This window comes from Paraburkholderia sp. IW21, assembly GCF_041321145.1.
In the GTDB taxonomy this organism is placed as follows: domain Bacteria; phylum Pseudomonadota; class Gammaproteobacteria; order Burkholderiales; family Burkholderiaceae; genus Paraburkholderia.
Genome location: NZ_JBGGWA010000010.1, coordinates 129,388 through 151,953 on the forward strand (window position 1 = coordinate 129,388; position 22,566 = coordinate 151,953).

Here is a 22,566-nt window from a genome sequence, read left to right on the forward strand (position 1 = left end):
ATCGATTAATTCAATAAAACGGAAGCGGTACGGCGACCCCGAAAAACCGCTCCATCCACACCTGGTACCAAGGAGAAGCTATGCAACACAAGATGAAACAGCTGGCAGGCGCAGCGCTGGTTGCGGCAATGTCGCTGGCGGGGACGGCCAATGCGCAATCGACCGAAGACGTGAAGATCGGCTTTGCCGGTCCGATGACAGGCGCCCAGGCGCACTACGGCAAGGACTTCCAGAACGGCATCACGCTGGCAGTGGAAGACATGAACGCGACCAAGCCGGTGATCGGCGGCAAGACGGTTCGCTTCGTGCTGGATTCGGCCGACGACCAGGCTGACCCGCGCACCGGCACGACCGTTGCACAAAAGCTGGTGGATGACGGCATCAAGGGCATGCTCGGCCACTTCAACTCGGGCACCACGATTCCGGCTTCGCGCATCTACGCGAACGCAGGCATTCCCGAAATCGCAATGGCGACGGCGCCTGAATACACGCAGCAGGGCTTCAAGACCACGTTCCGCATGATGACGTCCGACACGCAGCAAGGTTCGGTCGCCGGGACGTTCGCGGTGAAGAGCCTCGGCATGAAGAAGATCGTGATCGTCGACGACCGCACGGCCTACGGCCAGGGTCTGGCTGATCAGTTCGAAAAGGCAGCGAAGGCAGCAGGCGGCCAGATCGTCGACCGTGAATACACGAACGACAAGGCTGTCGACTTCAAGTCGATCCTGACCAAGCTGAAGTCGGTCAACCCGGATCTGGTGTACTACGGCGGCGCGGATTCGCAAGCGGCACCGATGGTCAAGCAGATGAAGCAACTGGGCATCAAGGCTCCGCTGATGGGCGGCGAAATGGTCCACACGCCGACGTTCATCAAGCTCGCGGGTGACGCGGCGAACGGCACGGTGGCATCGCTTGCCGGCCTGCCGCTGGAAGAAATGCCGGGTGGCAAGGACTACGTCGCGAAGTACAAGAAGCGCTTCAACGAAGACGTGCAAACGTACTCGCCGTACGCTTACGACGGCGCAATGGCCATGTTCGACGCAATGAAGAAGGCTAACTCGACCGATCCGGCCAAGTACCTGCCGCTGCTCGCGAAGACCTCGATGCCGGCAGTGACGGCAGCGAACCTCGCGTACGACCCGAAGGGCGACCTGAAGAACGGCGGCATCACGCTGTACAAGGTTGTCGACGGTAAGTGGACGACGCTGCAAAGCGTGGGCGGGAAGTAAGCGGGTTTTTGCTGCTTGCTTTAGCGTCACGGAACCCCGCCTATGCGGGGTTTTTTTATACTGCCTAAAATGCTGGTTTTTATTCGGTAAGGTGGCCATAAGCGCTAAAAGGCCGCTCGACTGCACAAGAAAATATCCAGATTGCGATGCGTCATCAATTGGGTGACGTGGTGCTCTTTCACTGCAACACGCCGCATTCGGCTGAAAAGAATCTCAGCGGCCAGATGAAAGTTCTCTTTGGTGTCCACTTATCACCGCGCGAGCAATGTGCCTCTGCCGGGACGCGCTCGGCGACCAAGCCGGAAGACGCGCTTTAGGCCTTTTTACCAATGACCGCCTCACATTCCCTACGAACCTGGCGTCAACCTTTTAGGACGAACTGCTTGCCGGGTGTTTTCTGTCTGGCCCCACCGTGGGGCTGCGTCGACGAAGCGCTCGCAGCATAAGCCGTTATTTTTAGATCGCCGTCGCGCCGGGCTAGCAGCGCATAAGCATGCCCTTTTTCCGCCGCCGAATCGGTTGCCGAATCTGCCGCCGCCGGCGCGTAGTCGAGCCATTCGATAGGTTTTTCGGCGTTCATTTCCCCCGGAGGACTACCTGCCGATTTTCCGGAAAAAGCAAAGAATCCGCTTTCGTAATTTCCCAGGATATCGACTATTCCGCTATTCCCTGCCAATTCGTTACGTTCATTGACAAGCACCATATCTTCAGAAATTCTTAGGCTTGGTATTTCCTCTCCGTTTAAGGAAAGATATGCACGATAGATGCTTGCGGCGCCTTCCTGATCGGGGCGCCACTTGTGATCGCTACTTTTCTGTCCCGCGTGGAAAGCATAAAAATACTGTTTATCCACGCCGAAAACAATGGTCGATCCATCCAGTTGGCCTCCGGATACGACCACGGGATACCCGTCCCTTATGTCGTTCAATTTTATCCGAATTGCAGCGGTTCCCGATTTTCCGCCCGCTAACTCGATAATGGATATATCGTTGTTAAGCAAATTATCTTTCCCCCATGTCCCCGACCAAACTTCGTCTTTCCCTTGAGACGTAGCGTCGCCGCCCTTCCACGTATCCAGAATTTCAGAGAACTTGCCGTCGGCCAGAGAAAACTTTTCGATTCCGATCGAACGGGAGTCAAATCTTGCAGCGTCAAAGCCAAGCCCAATCTCACTGGATGATTTTCTATACAACAGTCCGTTCCTGGTAAGGGGCTCGACATCACCTCGAACCAGAGCGCCAATGTCCGTGTGCGCTAGCTGGATCGGGCCGCCTTTTTTATGATGCCCCTTAAATTGCCATTCAAGCGGCGAGTTCCGATCGATTTTCCATCGATTATAGTCGGTGATGAATTTATCGTGACCGGAATGATGGGTGCGGACATAATCGAGAAGCACCGTCAAATAAGCCAAATTATCCGGATTCTGTAATGCTGCTTTATTGGCTGTCTCAAGAAAGTTGTTCAGTTCCGACGGCGAGAGTCCAAATTCCAGCATGATTTCCTGAACGTTTTCCCCCCGCAACTGTGGTTCCGGCAACGCAACGATATCGGCAATGTCCAGGGAATTGCCTGAGATTTTCGCGTATTTAAAGTCGGGCGTGTCACGTTTCACCGCGTGATAAGCCTCATGAATCAAAACGGTTGCCAGGTAATCCTTGAACTCGCTTTGAGTAAAACTCTTTCTGAAAGATGCATCGACTACTGCATCGACGTATATATTAATAAGTGGTAATTCATTTTTCCAGTCACCCAGTGCGGCAGCAGCTCTCGTGACCATAAGTATCTTCGGTTGATTCGCGAGATAACCGGCCTGATAAGAAATGTCGCCGCCGACGTTGAGTTGATTTAAAAAAGACTTAATTTTCCCCAACTCATTTCGGAGCCTTTCTTTCGCAGCGTCGGTATGTCTCCCCAGAAAGATATCCAACGCCTCATCGATCTTTTGCACGTCTTTCTTCTGGCTGAGGGCTTTGAGCGCGTTGTCTAGAGAATCCAACGCGCGCTTGCGCGAGCTGGTTACAAACTTGCAAATCTGCTCACTCTGGACCTGGGTCAGGCCAGTAAGGTGACTAGCCTTGATGCCCCCGATCGGGGCACCTAGCAAAGCTTCCTCTTCTTTAAAAGAATACGAGTATTTATAGTATCGGATGTCGTCGTCATTTCGAGCTAACACAACCCCATTGGCTTTGTTGGAGACGTTTTCAACAGGTTTTTGTCCGCCGGCAGTTTCTGGATTTAAGGCGTTGATTTTTTTCTTTGAAATTACCTTTGGCGATGTTAATTTAAACCCGGATCTAAACTTGAATGTTCTGGCGCGTCTGAAAAGAGAGGTTGCGATAGCTTTGAGCGGCAATGGCTCCCAGAACGCAAATAACTCGTAACTGGCAGTCGCAAAAAGGCGAAGCGGAAAAAGTGAAAAATCCTTTGCCGTATCTGCCGCAATCGCTATTAATAAATTTTTTCCTCTGTACCCTTTGATGAGATTTTTGAACATTGATATGCGTAACGCTTTTGCACTTTGCAAAGAAAGTCCCGCGCCCGGAATCACTATCGATACCATGGTGAGAAGATCAAGTGCTACTTCTTCCGCGATTTCTCTCTTTGAGGGATGGTAATCAGGATCATTTGCGGCGTGGTAAACCATGTCGAATCCTGGAATAAACAAGGTAATGTATTGCCACCAATGCATATGATATTCCAGGTCCTCCCTCTGGTCGATTATTCTTTCAAGCAGGGTTTTGCCAACAGCGTCTGTGATTTCGATGAGTCGCTTTCCTGAAAAATCAGGTCCGTCTAGTCCATCTAAAACAAGATAAGCTTCACTGAACTTCGTCGCATCGAGACTCATCGTGTTTTGGAAGACTGGATGTATTAATTCTTTGAACAACTTATTTTTCCTCCACAGCAAATGCTTGGTCGGGAAGAAAGCAGAAATGCCTTCTGAAGGCCGAAGGTAAGATTTTTTTAGTGAAATGGCCAAAAGTATTTTATTTGCAGTCATTTCGGCTGCAGTTACGGTCTTGATAATAAGTCGTCCGTTAAGTGTGGAAATGACGGTCCAATTTCCAGATGCCATTTCGCAAAAAATCAATTCACCAGCTATCGAATACCCTGCGCCATATATATCGCGAATCATTTGGTAAAAATTATACGCAAGATTGATAATCTTAAGGAAGGCGATCATTAAGTTGCGTTCTTTTCGAGGCGATAAGGGTAATTCTAAAGCTGGTTTTGCAAATACATTTGTTCTGATTGTCCGGATTGGCTTTTCCGTGAGAATCAGATAGGGATGCAAGCCATAATCGAAGAGCGCGAGGAGGCTGAGCGCTTCTGCCAATGGCGAAAGATATTTAGATCGAAATGTGACGAACTGATTGTAGTACTTTGCGTCATTACCTGTTTCGGTGTTTGGCTTGATATCTTTTAGGAATTGCTCTGCTTCGGCGACCTTCCCGCTGCGCCGCTTTGTGAATGGCAGGTCGTCAAGTCTATTATTGAACTCAATGAGTAATCTGGCAGGCTCAAATTTATATAAATTTAAATCATAAATGCTTGATCCTGTCAATGCCTTATAAAATATAGCTTCTGCGAATGAAGCGAACGTCGTTACTTCCGGACTCGAGCCGGTGAGCAGGGCGAAATTATCCAGGCAACCTGTCGTCGATAAATTATGAAGGCTGTCAGGTAGTTTTTTATTCTTTCCGAGCATCTGCAGCGTCGCTTTGACAGCCAATGCTCTGGCTTCGAAAACAGTGGCATCCTCCGGGGTTGATACTGCAACAGGGAGTTTTGATTTGACCTGGTTCAGCACCTTGAGATAGTTGTGGGATAATACTATGCGCTTTTCCGCATAATGGGATGCATACCGGTGTGCAAGAAGCGCCTTGGCTTTAATCTCTAATTCGATACGATCGCGTGGACCCCGAAGGTTATATATTTCTTCCTGTAGTTCGAGGATCTTCGCCTGGATTGTGGACCTGATTGTAGATATCATTTCCCGGGGGAGGCTGCTCTCTCCATTTTGAACCTTGGGGGTGTTGCCGGCCCACAACCGAAGCGCAATACTCACTCCCTCCTCCAAGAGGCCAGATGGCTCTGTCTTGGAACTGTTGCCTAGTTGATTGACAATATATTCATCCACGCTTTCCATAGATAATGGAAGTTCGTTGATATCGATTGGCAAATGAAAAACCGATTCCAATTTGGCGACCACTCCTTCCTTACCCTCTGGACGAAGGTCTTGTAGCCTACGAAGGACGAAAGTTTCGTAGGCTTTTATTTTTATCAGGGTTGCCTCGAGACGGCGCAATTTTTCAGGTGTGCATCCCTGACCCTCGCTATTATTGATGTATTCCAAAATCGTACAAAATTCTTGACTATATCGATGTTCTGAGGAGAGGTGGCACACGGGAGGGAGAGAATCATTCGAATAATCAGTAAACGCTCGGCGTACGGCCGCTTTGTAGATTTTCTTCTCTTCCCAGAAAGGCTGCCCCTCATCTTTTATATCAGGAATTGAATCGAGAGCATCTAAAAAAAACCGATAATCGAATTGAGTTATGAGGAAAGATCGAACACATTCAAGGCCCTGCCCCTTCAAACCAATCCATTTTGACTGCGCGGCATACATGGCTGAATCAACGCCGGGACATTGCTGGCCTAGTGGTTTGGCATCGGGCCGGAACATCTCAACTTCGGAGGTTTTCGTTTCTCCCGCGAGACGAATTCCTGATCTGGCTAATCCGGCTGTGAATACGGCGAAGGCGGTCAGGGTTATGGCGGCGAGGACCGTATCGGTGCGCGATAGCCCTGTAGCCCTCGCAGCAGTTGCGGTCCCGACGGCGACGGTGATGAAGGGGTTCGCTTTTGTCGTCCCGGATCCAGCCGAGTGTTGAGCGCTAGCTGCGGGATCGGCCCTAGGCACACCCGAAGCATCACCGGGAGCTACGGCATTCCCGCCGGGCGCACTGAACGCCGCGTGGTCGACGACGGTAGCGGCCATGGTCGCTGCCATCGGGACTGAAACGTATCCGCCGCTCTTTGCCCCGGTCGATCGCGCGCATGCCTCCGGGACAGCGCTCTGCACCGCCTCCGCCTTCAACTGCGCCGATTGAAGCGTGGCATTGGTTTGTTTCTCTAGACGTGATTGCCACGGCGGCGTTGTCGAGCCCGTCGTTTCTGCACCGCCTGACAATATCGAGCACACCATAGCAGCCGTTGCGGATACATCCTCCTCGCCTAGCCTGTGAATGACGTCAGCCATGACCGTCGTAAGGTCCGGCGGCTCGACACCGTTGCCGGCACGCGCCGCTCGGGCGAACTTTGGACAAGAAGCCAATACAGCGCGGTTCGTATCGCGTAGTGCCCGTTTTGTTCGGCGCTGGCTTGCCTTCAACTGCGGATCCTGCGCAGACTCCCAGGTGCTTGACGCCGCATTCACGATAGTCTGCAAAATGGTATATCCCTGTACCGCCCGCTGCAGTTTACCGATCATCCCCGCCAGATGCCTGCCAAGCGGGGTCTCGGGAGGCTGCATATCGTTTCCAAGGACGAATCCGTTTGGTGGGTAAGCTCTTTGCCCGAGAACGCTGGACACAAGTGGGTTGACTACTTGCCGGTTGGCAAAATATCCGTAGTACGAAAAGAGTGCGACAACCCCGACAGGCATGTAAATGTTGTCCCGTTGAGCGCTCAGGCATTCGGGAACCACCCCATCCAGCACGTCGTCGATATATCGTTTAGTCTCGTCGGCGATGGCAAAAAGCAGCGATTGGGGAGACAGCAACTGATAGGGAAGTGCCAACAGCACCTGGATGAGTCCGCCCACCACATCGCGCTGCCGCAAGGCGTTCCACAGATTCCACACGGTGGTGCCCGCCGCGGCAACGCCACTTAACATGGGCGAGACTTTCGCGAGAGCCCAATACCCAAATGTCAATAATCCGCTGTAGGCAAGCCATCCGCTGGTCTGAGATCCGGCGAAAAAAAGCACCCGCTGAAATTCGGTGTGGCAGGCATGCGGAATGGGACGGTATTCAACGAGCGGCGTATCCCATTTGACTCTTGTCGGCGTGCGGAGCAATGCCGCTATTTCATCCCGGTCCGATTCGGCCAGCCCCGCATCCTGTGCGGTTTGAGGCAGCCAGTCGGCATCGCAGGCAGCGTCCTCGAAACTATCGGGAATGAGAACCGGAGACAAGGCTTTCAATACGTCATCGGCACCCAGCGCGTGAGATATCTCTTGCCCTTTTCTATAGGCTCGGCTTGTCACAACCGTGTCGCCCACCTGCTGGCCCGCCCGCCTTGCAATTTGCGCAGCCGTATGGAAGAAACGACTTTCCGACGTCTCCTGGTTGGTGCCTGAAGCACTTCGATGCTGGTTGGCGAAGGGTGTGAGGCGCCGGACCCGTTTCTGCGGGCGGGACGTTTCATTGGAACTGGTCCGTTGTGATTCAACCGCAGGTTTTTCTTGCCGCGCGGGTTGCGCCAACCAGTCGGCGGTATCAGAAGCATCAAGGAACTCATCCGTATCCGTTGGTGAAGTGCGCACCTCGGAGTGCCTCTGTGGCTGCCTCCGTCGAGCGACCGGGCTGCCATCGTCACCCAGCAGAATCGCTTCGAGCTCCGGATGACCGAGCGCGTAGTCCCGTATCTCGCGACGAAAGTAATCGGACGCCTCCCGTTCGTTTGCAGGCACGCGTCCCCGGAAAATCCGCTTGATCGCATCCGCATTCCCGGACGCTTGCAGCGCCTTCCAGATGGCGTTGAAGAAGCAGTTGCCATCAGGCCGAATCCAGACTCTTTCGCCATCTATCAGCGCCCAGTAGTGCTCCCCCGCCACCTCGATATACACATCGCCAACGCTGTGCGCTGATGCACCAAAAGACGCATGGGTTGGACCGTTCCAGATGTGAAGCGCGAGGCCGCCCTCCTTCCAGCAGGGAAGTTCAGAAACCAGAAAGGGCATGGAATCCGCGAGCTCAAAATTCCACTCGCCATTGCAGCCGATGCGCTCTACCTGATCGGCCCACCTCGATTGCGCAACATCGGGTTGCCCGACAACATCGTCGTGTCGGCGTGGCTTCGTTCTGGTCGAGGAATCGTTCTCTGCGTAGCTGCGCATAAGCCACCTCGGAATCGGACAGTTGACTTTGAGTAGAGCCGTGCGTGACCCGGTCGTGGCGCGCGCCGTTTCCGGCAGGTCATCACTACGCGGCGACGCCTGTCGCAAGGGACGGGGTTCTATCTGGAACAATCTGCACAAGCGATTGCCGGCGCACGCCGGCTAACCGCACGTTGGCGAAGACGCACTGGCCGGTGCTTCGCATGGGTCGCGCTAAACCCTCGACATCGTCGAGAATTAGCGGATATGAATTTAAATATAGCCAGTGAAGATGGCCATCAAAATGATGGCTGCATGACAATTCCGTCATGAGACGGCGATATCGCGTACAGCCCAAAAGCGATCTCTGAACCGACGCGAGATCGGTGCACGCACCGGCGTCGCGACGGCGCAATGAGATCGCTATACCAGTGCGCGGCGGACAGACACGGCGGCGTTGTTCCAGGCGACGGGGAATCCGCCGGTGGAGTAGGAGCCGTCTGCTATCCAACTCCACCGACCACTGTAATGCCTGGGTCTCCGCTATAGCTCCGGAATCTTCAAGACCTGACCTGAAAAGATCGTGGACGGATTCGTCACGATTGCCCGGTTGGCCTCGTAAATCACCCGCCACTGACGACCGTTCCCGTAGTACTTTTCAGCGATTCCCCACAGCGTTTCACCCCACGCCACAGTGTGATGTCGCTGCTGCATATTGGGTATCGTCCCTTCGTCCGCACGGGGCCGTAATGCCGAAAGTGATTGCTTCGACTCGGACACCGACCGCACCTCCTGTTCTGTCAGCGCCCTGTTCCACATGGCTACGTCGTTGAAACTCATCGTGCCGGGCATACCGTTGCCTCGCGAGTAGTAGTCGCCGCGCGCGTCTTCGTTAAAGCCAATGGTCGAGTGGATGCCGCGGATCATTTCCCCGTCGATGCCGGCGAGACTCAATTCCGCGCTCTGCAAGCCGCGGACATGATCGCGAACATACGCCGTAGCCATGCGCGCGGCTGTATCGAAGGTCATCGCCACATAAACCCACCCGCTATTCGAGAATTCGATCCATTTGTCCACCCGATTGCTGCCGTCGCCAATGTCGAACTTGAACGTGCCATTGCGATCCTGCGATATCATAAATCCCCGGTTTCGGCCCACGTACCAGTCCTTGTTGCCAAGCACCGGTGAAAGGTTCTGCGCGCCGTTCGAGTTGAACCAGAAACCGATCGAGAATTGCGGGCGGGTGCTGACGTCGTCGGCGAGCTTCATGCCGTTCAGCGCACCTGTTGCGATATTCAGCGACGATACCTGCATGGCCTTGCCGCCGAAACTGTCGGTGATGGATGTCTCGGTGGTCGTCGACGCACCATCAAATGGACGCAGCGATATATTCGGCGCGATCGCATCCGAAAGACCATTGTCGAATGAGAAGAAGTGGACCAGCCCGCTGGCGAGTGCCGGGGACACGTCACCACTTTGCGCGGGCGCGGTAGTTGGCGGCGCGGACGACGAGGTAGCGTTGGCCCGACCCGGGGGCGCCGCAGGCGTGAACGCACGCGGCTGGACAGTGTCTGGCACAGCGGGCATCACCTTGGCCCGGGTAGGGACGTCTTGACGATACCAGTCGGATTCCCGGAGCAAATAGGCCCCCTCGACGAAAGTCCGTGCCTCGACGGGGTATGCAGGACTGAAATCCACGGCATCCTCATACGAGGGAAAGTCCTTGTATTTCAAGGTTGCAGTCGTATTTGAAAACGCCCGCTGATAGTCTTTTACCCAGTCCTCCTCAAGCTTCATCAGAGGCACAGCGATATTCTGAATAAGTTCGGCGGCCGTAGTATCCAGAATAAATTGCACCTTGCCGAACTTCAGCAAGAATGCGAGGTGAACCTCGTTGAGGGTCGACTGCTTGCCATTCTCCCAAACGTTGATGGCCCTTACACCGGTGGAAAAGTCGCGTTCTTGAACAAGATTTTTAAGACCTTCCACCTTCCTGGCCGCGGCCGCTGATAGGCTGCCACCCAGCATCCCCTGCGCAATTCCACTATTCTCACCACCATCAAAAAGAAATCGCAATCTTTTTATCGCATTCCGGCAATTTCCATAAGGATTTTTAACATATGTCTTCATTTCCTCATCTTGCGAAAATACGACATCAAGAACAGATTTTTTTTCCTCCACGTCAGGCCCCCGGTAAACCGAAGACTCGTCAACCAGTCTGACCCGCTCAAATTTTCTCCCTTCAAAATCTTCATCGAAATCTTTAATAACATGTTCCGAATTCGCCAGAGTTAGGTATTTCGTCGTTCCTTCGCGCACTTCAATCGACATGTCTTCAGAGTAACTGGCGACTCTCACCTTACCCTGGTCTCTAACAAGCAGCGCATACGCAAGACCTATCCGAGGATTATCTGAATCATAAAATCCATTATAATCAAATTGATTTACGCTGCCTCGTCTTTCTGTCGGCTGCGTCCGTCCCCCATCAGGCATCAATTTTCCGAAATAATTTATAGTACTTCTGGCGTAAGTTGAGAATATTTGCACTAACGCATCATTACCCGACACAGCGGTTCCACTTCCGTCGACCAGTCTATTATTCTCGATTTTCAAATCAGATACAGCTCGCCCCGTGAACGAAAGATGAGCCCTATAGATACTTGCCGCCCCCTCCCGACTTGTCAACCAACCAGAGTCCCCTGATTTCTGACCCGCATGATATGCATAAAATTTATTCCGGTCCACCGCATAGATCATGGAACAACCGCTCAGTTCGCCCGCCGATATAATAATCGGCTTGCCTTCCTGCAACTCGTCAAGCGGAATGCTTATTCCAATCGTACCGGACTGTCCGTTTGAAATGTCGATTATTATTACATTACTGTCTAACGAGCTATCCACTCCCCACGAACCCAAAATCGGGCCATTTTTTGACACAGAGCTTACTTGATCCCCCGTTGAAATATCAACAAAACCCCGCAACCGGCCATTTTCCTTAACAATTTCCGACATTGAAAATTTCTGCGGCGGGAGATCTGCGGTATCAACCACCGCATCACTTCTCACGAAATCAAATTCAACACCTGGATTGCTGGTCGATTTACCGAACAAAGCCCCTTTTCCAATTAGCGGTCGTGTGACGCCATGCCGGATGGCTCCCTTATCGGTTCCAACTAGTGGGAAGGGCTTTTCCGTGCCGTGCCGGGGAAAATTCCACAACAACGAATCATGCGGACTTGTCTTCCACGTGCTGTAACTTTTTATAAATTCTTTATAAAGATCGGGGTGTTTTTTAATATAAAAAACCTGCGTCAAAAGACAGGAAATATTGTCAGCGCCTGTAAATTTCGCTTTGCCGCCCAGAACTGGTCTCACAACATCCGAAACGTCAATTGAGCCATCAGAGATTTTTCCATATTGCTCGCCAACCTCTTCAATACCGGTCACGCGGCGACTTTCCCGGAGCATCATTGCCGCCGTGAAAATCACGAGCTCGTTTTTATTCTTAAAATTCTCAGCACCAGCGTCAACAATAGCGTCCACGTAAACCGTGATCACGGGGCGAGGCACCGCGTCAGAATTGAATCCAGCCTCAAAAAGATTAGCGATATCTTTACGGGAGTACCCATCGCAATACACAATGCTCCTACGGATTTCAACATTTTTCAGAAATTTTTTCTGGGTTTCAAGCAAGGAAAGCAGATCTTTCTTTAATGCGTCATCATGGGCGCCCACAAAAATATCCATCAGGTTATTAATCTCCTCTTTATTCTCTCCATTGCCAATGGCATTTCTGAAATTATCGATTATATCCAGAGACTTATGGCGTGCCTGAGCCAACAGATTACCAACCGGCTCAATCTGGTTTTCCGCAAGATTGAATGATTTGGCTACTCCGCCAAATTGATCCATTGGATTCCCCGCCCTTCCTGGAATGTCATTATGCGTTACCCATCGGCCGCGCTCATTTAATTTGATGGGAACTGCATAGTTGAATTTTTCTGGGTGCGCGGGATTCATTACACGCCAGGTACGCGCATAGTCATCCCATCTGACCTGAAAGAGGTCGGAACCTTCCTTGATATAATAATCAAACCAGTCCGTATCGGCGGAGGTGCCTGCGACGGGATTTCTGTAGACGCCCTTGCTGAAGGGGCCATCGCCCTTGATCATTCCATCCAGGGAAATATCCATTTTCCGCCAGCTTTCATCAATTTTCCCCATAGCAGCACGATCTCCTGGGGAGGTCACAGGTATTTTCCCCGACGCAGCGCTATTACCTTTTGGACGTGGCGGCGCTACTTTCGCCAAATTGCCGAGATCAGGCAATTTGGCCGATTGTCGTAGTCCTTTATAAACAAGGTTGAGACCCGTTTTTAGGGGAACAGGCTCAAGCAAATCATACAACCCTATAATATTAATTTTGAGGGTCCCCGCAGCAGCACTCAGTCCCACGCCTGGTAGCTTCGCCAGAACTGCACTAAACAGACGCTCGCCAGTGAGGCCCGTCTTTCGAGCTTCCCAGACCAGCCTGACAACCTTCTTTAAGATATCCTGACTCAAATTGGCAAGCGAGACTCCCATTGACGCTGCCGTGAAAAAAACAGTGACGGTATCGAATAAGATCTGCTTGGGGTCCGGCACATATTCCCTGTCGGTCTGCCATAGATAAATTTCGCCGTAAAACGGTACGAAAGCTGTCGCAAGGCTTTGCCAGAAGGATGGATAATACAAATTATTTTTTTGACCAATCGCCATCTCTTTCAAGCATTCCCGCATAAAAATCTGCGCCTCGTCAAGCAGAAAGCCTTCAGATGTACAATATCGTCCCGTATCGTCCGCAACAAGTAGCAATGGCCGCCAACCGGCATATGTCGATTTGCCTCCCAGAAAAGGAATGATGAAATACTTTTTCAAATCTTCCCATTCGCGAGGGTTGAAATCACGATATCCCGATCCGCCCTTCGGATTAACGTGCGGCCTTCTGTCACCTCGGGGAAATTTTCCAAATGGATTTCTTATCCAGGAGCTTAAATATTTATTATTGGACATGTCCTGGCGCGAATAGTATTTTGAACGCACCAGATTTGGAAGGCACGAAAACATTAACCAATCACCATCATACAGCTCGACGAATGCAACTCCGCCCGCGAAAGCGGTACCTTCATAACGATCAAGAAGATTAAACCGGTAAAAATTTTTAAACCCTGTATAGATCTGCAACGGACTCAGCACGGATGAAATAACGAGCTGAATTGATATTAAATTTGCCTCGTACTTGCTGAATCTGTCTCTATAGTCGGCGAATTGATTTGTGAATTCCAGCTGCGTCACAAATTGATTGCTATCCTTCATGTCCTGAAGCGAAACATATCCCGCCGGTTTATTTTCCACGTTAGCCAACGGCGCTTTGGCTTTTTTATCTGATAGAAACTTTTCGACGATACGCTCAGGAGAAGCCGTTAAGCAATCGAACTTCGCATGAGGGTATTTCATGACCTCGTAGATGGTTGCCGCCGTGAGAAGTAAAATCCCCTCCGTCTCCTCGCCAGAAATCGATAATTTATAATATGTGTCCAGCAATAATTCCTGGGTCCCGTTTTTCGATGACGGGTCAAGGCTTTTCTGGTGAAATCTTGCGGCCTCTATTTGAGCGGAATAAATATCGCGGTAATCATCATGAAAAGTAGTTTTTTGAATTTCAGAAATTGGCAGTTTGATCAATAAATCAAAATATTTTTGAAGCAGAAGTGAATAATCATACACATACTTCTTGGCGACATCCGCATTTTCCAGTGCCGCCATTTGATCCATAGTGTAGCCGTTTCGCACTTCTCCTTTTATGTTCATCTGTGACTTGATGAGACTGAAAAAGGCACGATAATATGCGACCCTGCTTTTTTGAGCGCAAGATAAGATACCTTCGGAAAGAAGAGCTTCGCCCAGATTCTTATTTACTGTTTTGCGGATTTTATCTATCGCCTCGCGATAACTGTTGATCCGGCTCTCTTCCTGATTTACATTGTCATTGTAAGAAGCTAAATTAATTTCTAGCCTGATCGATTCTTTTGAATTCAAATTTATTTGTTTTTTGTTTTCAGCCAAAGTAGATCTGGCAGCCATGAATTCATTGGATTTGTTGATTTTTTCATTTTTTATTTTTAAAATATTTTCCCAGCAATAATAACGCTCATGTCCGCGATATGCATCTTCGCAGGATTTATTTAGGAAATCAAATTCGTCGCGCAAGGATTTTAATTTATTTTTGATATTACTTAGGGACGCAACTATTTCGTCATTTTTATTTTTTAATTTTTCCGTATCAGCAGCCAGTCCGTCAATTTCTGATTTCAACTTTCCACGATAAATCGCGAATCGACTTGTTTCATTTGTTGTCGTCAAGGCATCCATGAACAGGGCACTATCAACCGCTTGCAATGACAAGGATCGGCCATATTCATCGAGGAGGGGAACTACAACTTCAAGGTTGTAATAATCCCACAGGGATTTGAGATTATCTGAAGCATCACTTCTTCCCGAAAACCGGAGATGCGCCTCCCGAGTTTCCATTTCGTCTCGCGCCAGCATTATTTCAGCGATCACCGGCGATTTTTCGTTCAAATACTCTTTCGCAAACCACGCATCACACTGGTCCTTCACCTCATCAATAAGATCGGAATATTTTATTTCCTTTTTTCCACCTAAAACCGCCCTCACGATTTCTTTAAGCTGGATTTTTACTTCATTACTGTAAAAATCATAGCTGAATAAATTTTCGATAATATGCCTGCTTTCGGGCCGGCTCGCGTCCGTAGCAGGAATATCACTACCGGGGACAACATATCTATTCCAGGTTTTTCCGTCGAATTGAAGAGAGACAATTTCATTGTTCTGCTGGTTGGACAACTCCGCGCGGCTTCGGTCGGCCAGAAATTGGAATTTCCACAAACCGCCGTTCACCTTCAAAAACAAACTTCTATCTTTGGCTTCGTAAAGACCGTCGGAAATGCGCACCCCACCGCCCCGCACGTCCGCACCGCGTTCTCCCCATCGCGCCGCTACCCAGGAGGATAGATCTTCGGAAACTGCAACCGGCTTCGGTATATCGATGTCGGGGATTGGCCCAAGTTTTAATTTATTTCTGTCCTGCCGGGTGAATCCCCAGACGAAATTTGGCATTTCCCGATATAGCGTTAACTTACTTTTTTTCGCTTCATTTTCCAGTTCGCCAAAATTTAAACTCTTATCGGTGAATTTCCAATAAGCACCACCGATGAACAGGTATTTCTGTCCGTTTTTTGACCTATAAATTCCCTTTGCGGTTGGCTGCATGGGATCGTCTGACGTGGGAATAAAAGCATCGCGTGCCTGCCAGTTGTTCCATATCCATGAATTCAACTCGTTGGTTGCAGGCGTATCGACCGAGCGCGGGCCTTCTGCGTCGGCCGATCTGCGGAGTCGATTTGAAGAGACGTTCACACTCTCCTGATCCGATCGGTATAAAACGAGATCGATCAGATCCGGAGTCATAAAGCCAACTCGTGGAATGGCTAACTCGTCGGTCGACAGAAATTCAATGTCTTCTTTGGTTATGGTAATGATGAAGTCGTCCACCATTTCATCTAGCTCGATGCCGGATGGCCAAGGCTGGCTGGTGGCCTCGCTTGACGCAGCAGCCGACTGGGTTGATCCGAGCGTCACGGCCGATTCTGAAATGACCGCCGTCGCGGCTTCACTCTGTGGGCGAGTGCTATCCGTCTGCCGCTCCATCGCAGTGGTCCGAGGATGCATGTGTTCTGTCGGTGGACCGGACTCCGTTGCGGCCGCCAGGTTTGCGGCTGTCCCGGAACCAGCCTCCTCCTGCGTACTCACCAGCGTCGAGCTGCTCAACCCATCGCTCTTGCCATGCATCGCAGTGCTGCCGTTCTCACTAACTGTCGTTGCATCAACGCCTTCCGACACCACGGATGTTGAATTCTCCTCATGAGCAAGGACTTCGCCGTCCGCTTGCTGCAGCCAGGTCACCAGCCGATATAGACCGTATGCTCCTGCGCCTAACGCGCTGACGCCCCCGACCACGCCACCCACGAGCGGGCTCTTCCTGACCAGCGATTGGACGCCCGCTGTTGCGGCCAGCGCACCCGCTTCTCCATCAACAAGCAATGCAGTGTTCTCCACGGTAAGCGCCACGGCCTCCCCGCCGGCCGTACTGAACGCCGCGTGGCCGACGACCGTAGCGGCCGTGGCCGTGGCCGTGGCCGCTGCCATCGGGACTGAAACGTATCCGCCGCTCTTTGCCCCGGGCGATCGCGCGCTGGCCTCTGGAGCAGCGTTGCCCACCACATCCAGCTGGGGTGCCTCAATCGTGGCATTTGTTTGTTCGGCTTGAATTGACTGCGGCGACACCGTGGTCGAGGCCGCCGTTTCTGCACGGCCTGACCATATCGGGTGCTCCGCAACCGCCGTTGCGGATGCATTCGTCCCAGGAATTGCATGCGCAGTCACGCCGGTACCAGTCGTGATCGGCGTGGCGTTCGAAGTAGTGTTTATCAGCCTCGAATAGGCCCCGTCTTCACTCGGGTGCCCGACAAGGAAACCATCCGCCTCGCCGTGCCGGCCCATGGCACCGGCCGCCGTCGTCAAGGAAGCCGGCGTTTCCAGACCGAGTTCGCCAATCACCGGCCTCGTGGCCTTTGAACGAATCCGGGCAGATCGCGCTTCGTCGAATCGTGCGCGCTTCTCCCGTTTCTGGATGGCCTTTTCCTCCGGACTCAGCACCATCCGCTCGGCCTGCAGGTCCTCCTGCCCGGCATGAATGTCATGCTCCCGGGTGCCTGACGCCGCATTCACGATCGTTTGCAAAACCGCATATCCCTGTACCGCCCGTTGCAGTTTGCCGATCATTCCCGCCATGGTCTGGCCAAGCGGGGTTCCGGGAGGCTGCATATCGTTTCCAGGGAGGAATCCGTTTGGTGGGTAAGCTCTTTGCCCGAGAACGCCGGACACAAGTGGGTTGACTGCCTGCCGCTTGACAAAATATCCGTAGTACGAAAAGAGTGCGACAAGCCCGACACCCATGTAAATATTTTCCCGCTGGCTCGTCAGGCATTCGGGAATTACCCCGTCCAGCACCTCGTCGATATACCGTTTCGTCTCTTCGGCGATGGCAAATAGAAGCGATTGCGGGGACAGTAGCTGATAGGGAAGCGCCAGTAGCACCTGGATGAGTCCACCCAGCACATCGCGCTGCTTCAAGGCGCTCACCAGGTTGTACACCGTTGTGCCCGCAGCGGCGACGACACTCGCCATGGGCGAGACTTTCGCCAATGCCCAATATCCAAACGTCAATAATTCGCTGTAGGCGAGCCACCCGCAGATCTGGGACCCTGCTGAAAAAAGCACCCGCTGAAATTCGGTGTGGCGGGCATGGGGAATGGGACGGTATTCAACGAGCGGCGTACTCCATTTGACTTTTGTCGGCGTGCGAAGCAATGACGCCATTTCATCCCGGTCCGATTCGGCCAGCCCCGCATCCTGTGCGGTTTGAGGCAGCCAGTCGGCATCGCAGGCAGCGTCCTCGAAACCATCGGGGATGAGAACCGGCGACAACGCCTTCAATACGTCATCGGCACCCAGAGCGCGAAAGATCTCCTGCCGTTCCCTGTAGACACGGCTCGCCACGGCTGCGGGGCGGCCTATCTGCTCACCCGCCCGCTTTGCGATATCGGCAGCGGTACGGAAGAGGCCGTTTTCAGGTGTCTCCTGGTCGGTGCCTGAAACTCGCTTCTGCGGGCAGGACGCTTCATTGGAGCCGGCTTGTTGTGGTTCAACCGCAGGCTTTTCTCGCTGCTCCCCGGGTTGCGCCAGCCAGTCGGCGGTAGCCGATGCATCAAGGAACTCATCCGCGTCCGTTTCGTCGACCTCGCCACGTAATCCCGGGCGCGCTCCGACATGTTCAGGTGTTGCGCCAATGTCGTTTCCAATCGCGACAACTCGCGCGCTCCGGGATTCCCGCTTGCGCTCGCCGGGTGTCTTGCGCGCCTCGCAGCGGCTTTGTGGCTGACTCCATTGAACGACCGGACTGTCATCGTCCCCCAGCAAAATCGCCTCGAGCTCCGGATGACCGAGCGCGTAGTCCCGTATCTCGCGACGGAAATAATCGGACGCCTCCTGTTCATTTACAGGCACGCGTCCCCGGAAAATCCGCTTGATCGCATCCGCATTCCCGGACGCTTGCAGCGCCTTCCAGATGGCGTTGAAGAAGCAGTTGCCATCAGGCCGAATCCAGACTCTTTCGCCATCTATCAGCGCCCAGTAGTGCTCCCCCGCCACCTCGATATACACATCGCCAACGCTGTGCGCTGATGCACCAAAAGACGCATGGGTTGGACCGTTCCAGACGTGAAGCGCGAGGCCGCCCTCCTTCCAGCAGGGAAGTTCAGAAACCAGAAAGGGCATGGAATCCGCCAGCTCAAAATTCCACTCGCCATTGCAGCCGATGCGTTCCACCTGGTCTGTCCACCTCGATTGCGCAACATCGGGTTGCCCGACAGCATCGTCGTGTCGGCGTGGCTTCGTTCTGGTCGTGGAATCGTTCTCTGCGTAGCTGCGCATAAGCCACCTCGGAATCGGACAGTTGACTTTGGGTAGAGCCGTGCGGGACCCGCTCGTGGCGCGCGCCGTTTCCGGCAGGTCATCACTACACGGCGACGCCTGTCGCAAGGGACGGGGTTTTATCTGGAACATCTGCACGAGCGACTGCCGGCGCACGCCGGCTAACCGCACGTTGGCGAAGACGCACCTGCCGGTGCTTCGCATGGGTCGCGCTAAACCCTCGACATCGTCGAGAATTAGCGGATATGAATTTCAATATAGCCAGTGAAGATGGCCATCAACGTGATGGCTGCATGACAATTCCGTCATGAGACGTTCAGTGGCCGCCGCAGGGAAGGGATGCGACATCGCGCGCAGTGCCGACCCCTCTCCCAATGCAACCTCGCCAATACACTTCGTCACGCTGGACAGCGACGCCGTTGCCCTCGAGTGACTGCGAAACGGACCGCCGCTAACCTCCGGTTGCCCGCAGCTTCCTTCCCTGCTCCCGAATCTGTTCCAACGTGGCACCCGGCGTGCTCGCTTCCTGCGGCATCCTGATCTCGATCACCGCCGCGCGCTTGGCCTCCATCGAACGCTGCAATGCAGGCAGGAAATCTTCGGTGCGCTCCACTGTTTCACCATGCGCGCCGAACGAGCGCGCAAACGCCGCGAAGTCCGGATTGGTGAGACCCGTGCCGTGTACGCGATTCGGATAATGCCGCTCCTGATGCATCCGGATCGTGCCGAAGTGGCTGTTGTTCACGACAATGAAAATCACATGCAGGTCGTACTGCATCGCCGTCGCGAGTTCTTGCGCGGACATCATGAAACAGCCATCGCCCGCGAGCGCGACGACAGCGCGATGCGGATACATCGACTTCGCGGCGATCGCCGCCGGCACGCCGTAACCCATTGCGCCGCTGGTTGGCGCGAGTTGCGAGCGGTAGTGGCGATACGAGAAATGCCGATGCAACCACGTTGCGTAATTGCCCGCGCCGTTCGTGAGGATCGCGTCTTCCGGCAGATGCGCGCGCAACTGCTGAATCACTTCGCCCATTTGCACGTCGCCGGGAATCTGACGCGGCTTGCGCCAGTCGAGATACGCTTGATGCGCGTCTTGTGCCGCGCCGGCCCATGCCGGTTTGTTGGAAGACGGCTTTAATGCGGCAAGCAACGCTGTTAGCTCCGGCATCCCAGAGACGATTGGCAGATCCGCGGCATAGACGCGCCCGAGCTCTTCCGCGCCTTGATGCACATGCACGAGCGTTTGCTTCGTCTTCGGGATATCGAGCAACGTGTAGCCGTTGGTCGTCGCTTCGCCTAGCCGTGGGCCCAACGTGAGCAGCAAGTCCGCCTCGCGGATGCGTTGAGCCAGCGCCGGATTGATGCCGAGGCCGACGTCGCCGGCATAGTTCGGATGCTCGTTATCGAGCGTGTCCTGGAAGCGGAAAGCGAGGCCGATCGGCAATTGCCAATGCTCGACGAAGCGTTGCAGGTCGGCGCATGCGTCGGGCGTCCAGCCGCTGCCGCCGGCGATCACCATCGGCCGTTGCGCGCCTTCCAGCAACTGACGTAGCGCTTCGATCTGAGCCGCGGACGGCGACGCCGCCACACGCTTATATCTCGGCGCGCCGGTGACCACTTCGCATGCATCGCTCAACACATCTTCCGGCAACGACAACACGACTGGCCCCGGACGGCCCGACGTCGCCGTGTGAAATGCATGGCTCAGATACTCGGGAATGCGCTTCGGATCGTCGATTTGCGCGACCCATTTCGTCATCTGACCGAACATGCGCCGGTAGTCGATTTCCTGGAAGGCCTCGCGGTCGAGATGCTCGCGTGCGCATTGACCGATCAGCAGGATCATCGGCGTGGAGTCCTGAAACGCAGTGTGCACGCCGATCGATGCATGCGTCGCACCCGGTCCGCGCGTGACGATGGCGACGCCCGGACGTCCGGTCAATTTGCCGACTGCTTCGGCCATGTTCGCCGCGGCCGCTTCATGCCGGCAGACGATGGTCTGGATGCGGTCGGTTTCGTCGTGTAGCGAATCGAGCACGGCGAGAAAGCTCTCGCCGGGGACGCAGAAAACACGTTCGACACCGTGTGTCACCAAGGCATCGACTACTAGACGCGCGCCGGTTGTGCGGGCGGTGGGAGAAGATTCAGAAGCGAGCGGCATTGCGATAAAGCCTCCAGACAGTGCGTTGGGTGCGAGGGTTCAACACTCCACAATATTCACCGCCAACCCCCCGCGCGACGTTTCCTTGTACTTCGTCTTCATATCCGCGCCGGTCTGCATCATCGTCTTGATCACGGAGTCCAGCGACACGTAGTGCGTGCCGTCCCCGCGTAACGCCATTCGCGCGGCATTGACGGCTTTCACCGAGCCCATCGCATTCCGCTCGATACACGGAATCTGCACCATCCCGCCGACCGGGTCGCACGTGAGCCCCAAGTTGTGCTCCATGCCGATTTCCGCCGCGTTCTCGACCTGCTTCGGCGTGCCGCCCATCACCGCAGCCAGCGCACCCGCGGCCATCGAACAAGCCACGCCCACTTCGCCCTGGCAGCCCACTTCCGCACCCGAAATCGATGCGTTCAGCTTGTACAGAATGCCGATCGCTGCCGCCGTCATCAGGAAGTCCATCACGCCCTGCTGGTTGGAGCCCGGCATGAAACGCGTGTAGTAATGCAGTACCGCCGGGATGATGCCAGCCGCGCCGTTGGTCGGCGCGGTGACCACGCGCCCGCCCGCAGCGTTTTCTTCGTTGACGGCGATTGCGTACAGGTTGATCCAGTCGATCATCGACAGCGGATCGCGCAGCGCCAACTCAGGGTTACCCGATAACGCGCGATACAACTGCGGCGCGCGGCGCTTCACCTGGAACGGGCCAGGCAAATTTCCGTCCGCATCCGGATTGTTGATGCCGCAACCGCGCGACACGCACGACTGCATCACGTCCCAGATCTTTAGCAAACCCGCGCGCGTCTCCTCTTCCGTATGCCAGACACGCTCGTTTTCCCACATTAGTTGCGCGATGCTTTTGCCGGTCGATTCACACAGCGCGAGCAGCTCGTTGCCGCTGCGGAACGAATGCGGCAATTGATCGACGGCGCTCAGTACCTTGGTGTTCGCCGCGCCGGCCGTCACCACAAAGCCGCCGCCAACCGACAGATAGGTCGACTCGCGCAGCGTCCCGCCTTGCGCATCGAAAGCGCGCAGCTTCAAACCATTCGGATGTTCAGCCAGCGCCTGGCGATAAAACGAAATGTGCTCTTTCTGGACGAACGGCACGTCGTGCGTGCCGAGCAAGGCGAGCTTGCGCGACACTTTCACCGCTTCCAGACGCTGCGCGATCGTATCGGGATCGACCGTGTCAGGCGCGTCGCCCATCAAGCCGAGCATCACGCCGCGATCGGTGCCGTGACCCTTACCGGTCGCACCGAGCGAGCCATACAGCTCCACCTTCACCGATGCCGTCGCATCAAGCAGCCCGTCGCGTTCGAGCCCGTGCGCGAACATCAGCGCCGCGCGCATCGGCCCGACCGTATGCGAACTGGACGGACCAATGCCGATTTTGAAGAGGTCGAACACGCTGACTGCCATTTACTGCTCCCTGCTGATAAAAGTTA

The 22,566-nt window shown here is 53.9% G+C and carries 5 protein-coding genes and 1 pseudogene; 2 read left to right on the forward strand and 4 right to left on the reverse strand.

Features of this window, described 5'->3' with window-relative positions; genetic code table 11:
* Window positions 1–80: 80 nt before the first annotated feature.
* Together ACAX43_RS23120 and ACAX43_RS23125 are read left to right on the forward strand one after the other, a co-directional pair.
* Window positions 81–1,229, forward strand: a complete 1,149-nt coding sequence (locus ACAX43_RS23120; protein WP_370710732.1) for a branched-chain amino acid ABC transporter substrate-binding protein — start codon at window positions 81–83, stop codon at window positions 1,227–1,229.
* A gap of 155 nt (window positions 1,230–1,384) precedes the next feature.
* Window positions 1,385–1,546, forward strand: a pseudogene (locus ACAX43_RS23125) (phytanoyl-CoA dioxygenase family protein); the annotation flags it as partial.
* A 44-nt stretch (window positions 1,547–1,590) separates the two neighbouring features.
* Here the strand turns inward: ACAX43_RS23125 and ACAX43_RS23130 are convergent.
* From ACAX43_RS23130 to ACAX43_RS23145, 4 genes are all read right to left on the reverse strand, one after another.
* Window positions 1,591–8,352, reverse strand: coding sequence for a cytotoxic necrotizing factor Rho-activating domain-containing protein (locus ACAX43_RS23130; RefSeq protein ID WP_370710733.1), 6,762 nt, complete (start codon window positions 8,350–8,352; stop codon window positions 1,591–1,593).
* 522 nt (window positions 8,353–8,874) lie between these two features.
* Window positions 8,875–17,832, reverse strand: a complete 8,958-nt coding sequence (locus ACAX43_RS23135; protein ID WP_370710897.1) for a cytotoxic necrotizing factor Rho-activating domain-containing protein — start codon at window positions 17,830–17,832, stop codon at window positions 8,875–8,877.
* A 1,564-nt stretch (window positions 17,833–19,396) separates the two neighbouring features.
* Window positions 19,397–21,112, reverse strand: a complete 1,716-nt coding sequence (locus tag ACAX43_RS23140; protein WP_370710734.1) for a thiamine pyrophosphate-binding protein — start codon at window positions 21,110–21,112, stop codon at window positions 19,397–19,399.
* Between the two features lie 39 nt (window positions 21,113–21,151).
* Complete coding sequence (locus tag ACAX43_RS23145; protein WP_370710735.1) at window positions 21,152–22,540, reverse strand: L-serine ammonia-lyase; 1,389 nt, start codon at window positions 22,538–22,540, stop codon at window positions 21,152–21,154.
* Window positions 22,541–22,566: the final 26 nt, after the last annotated feature.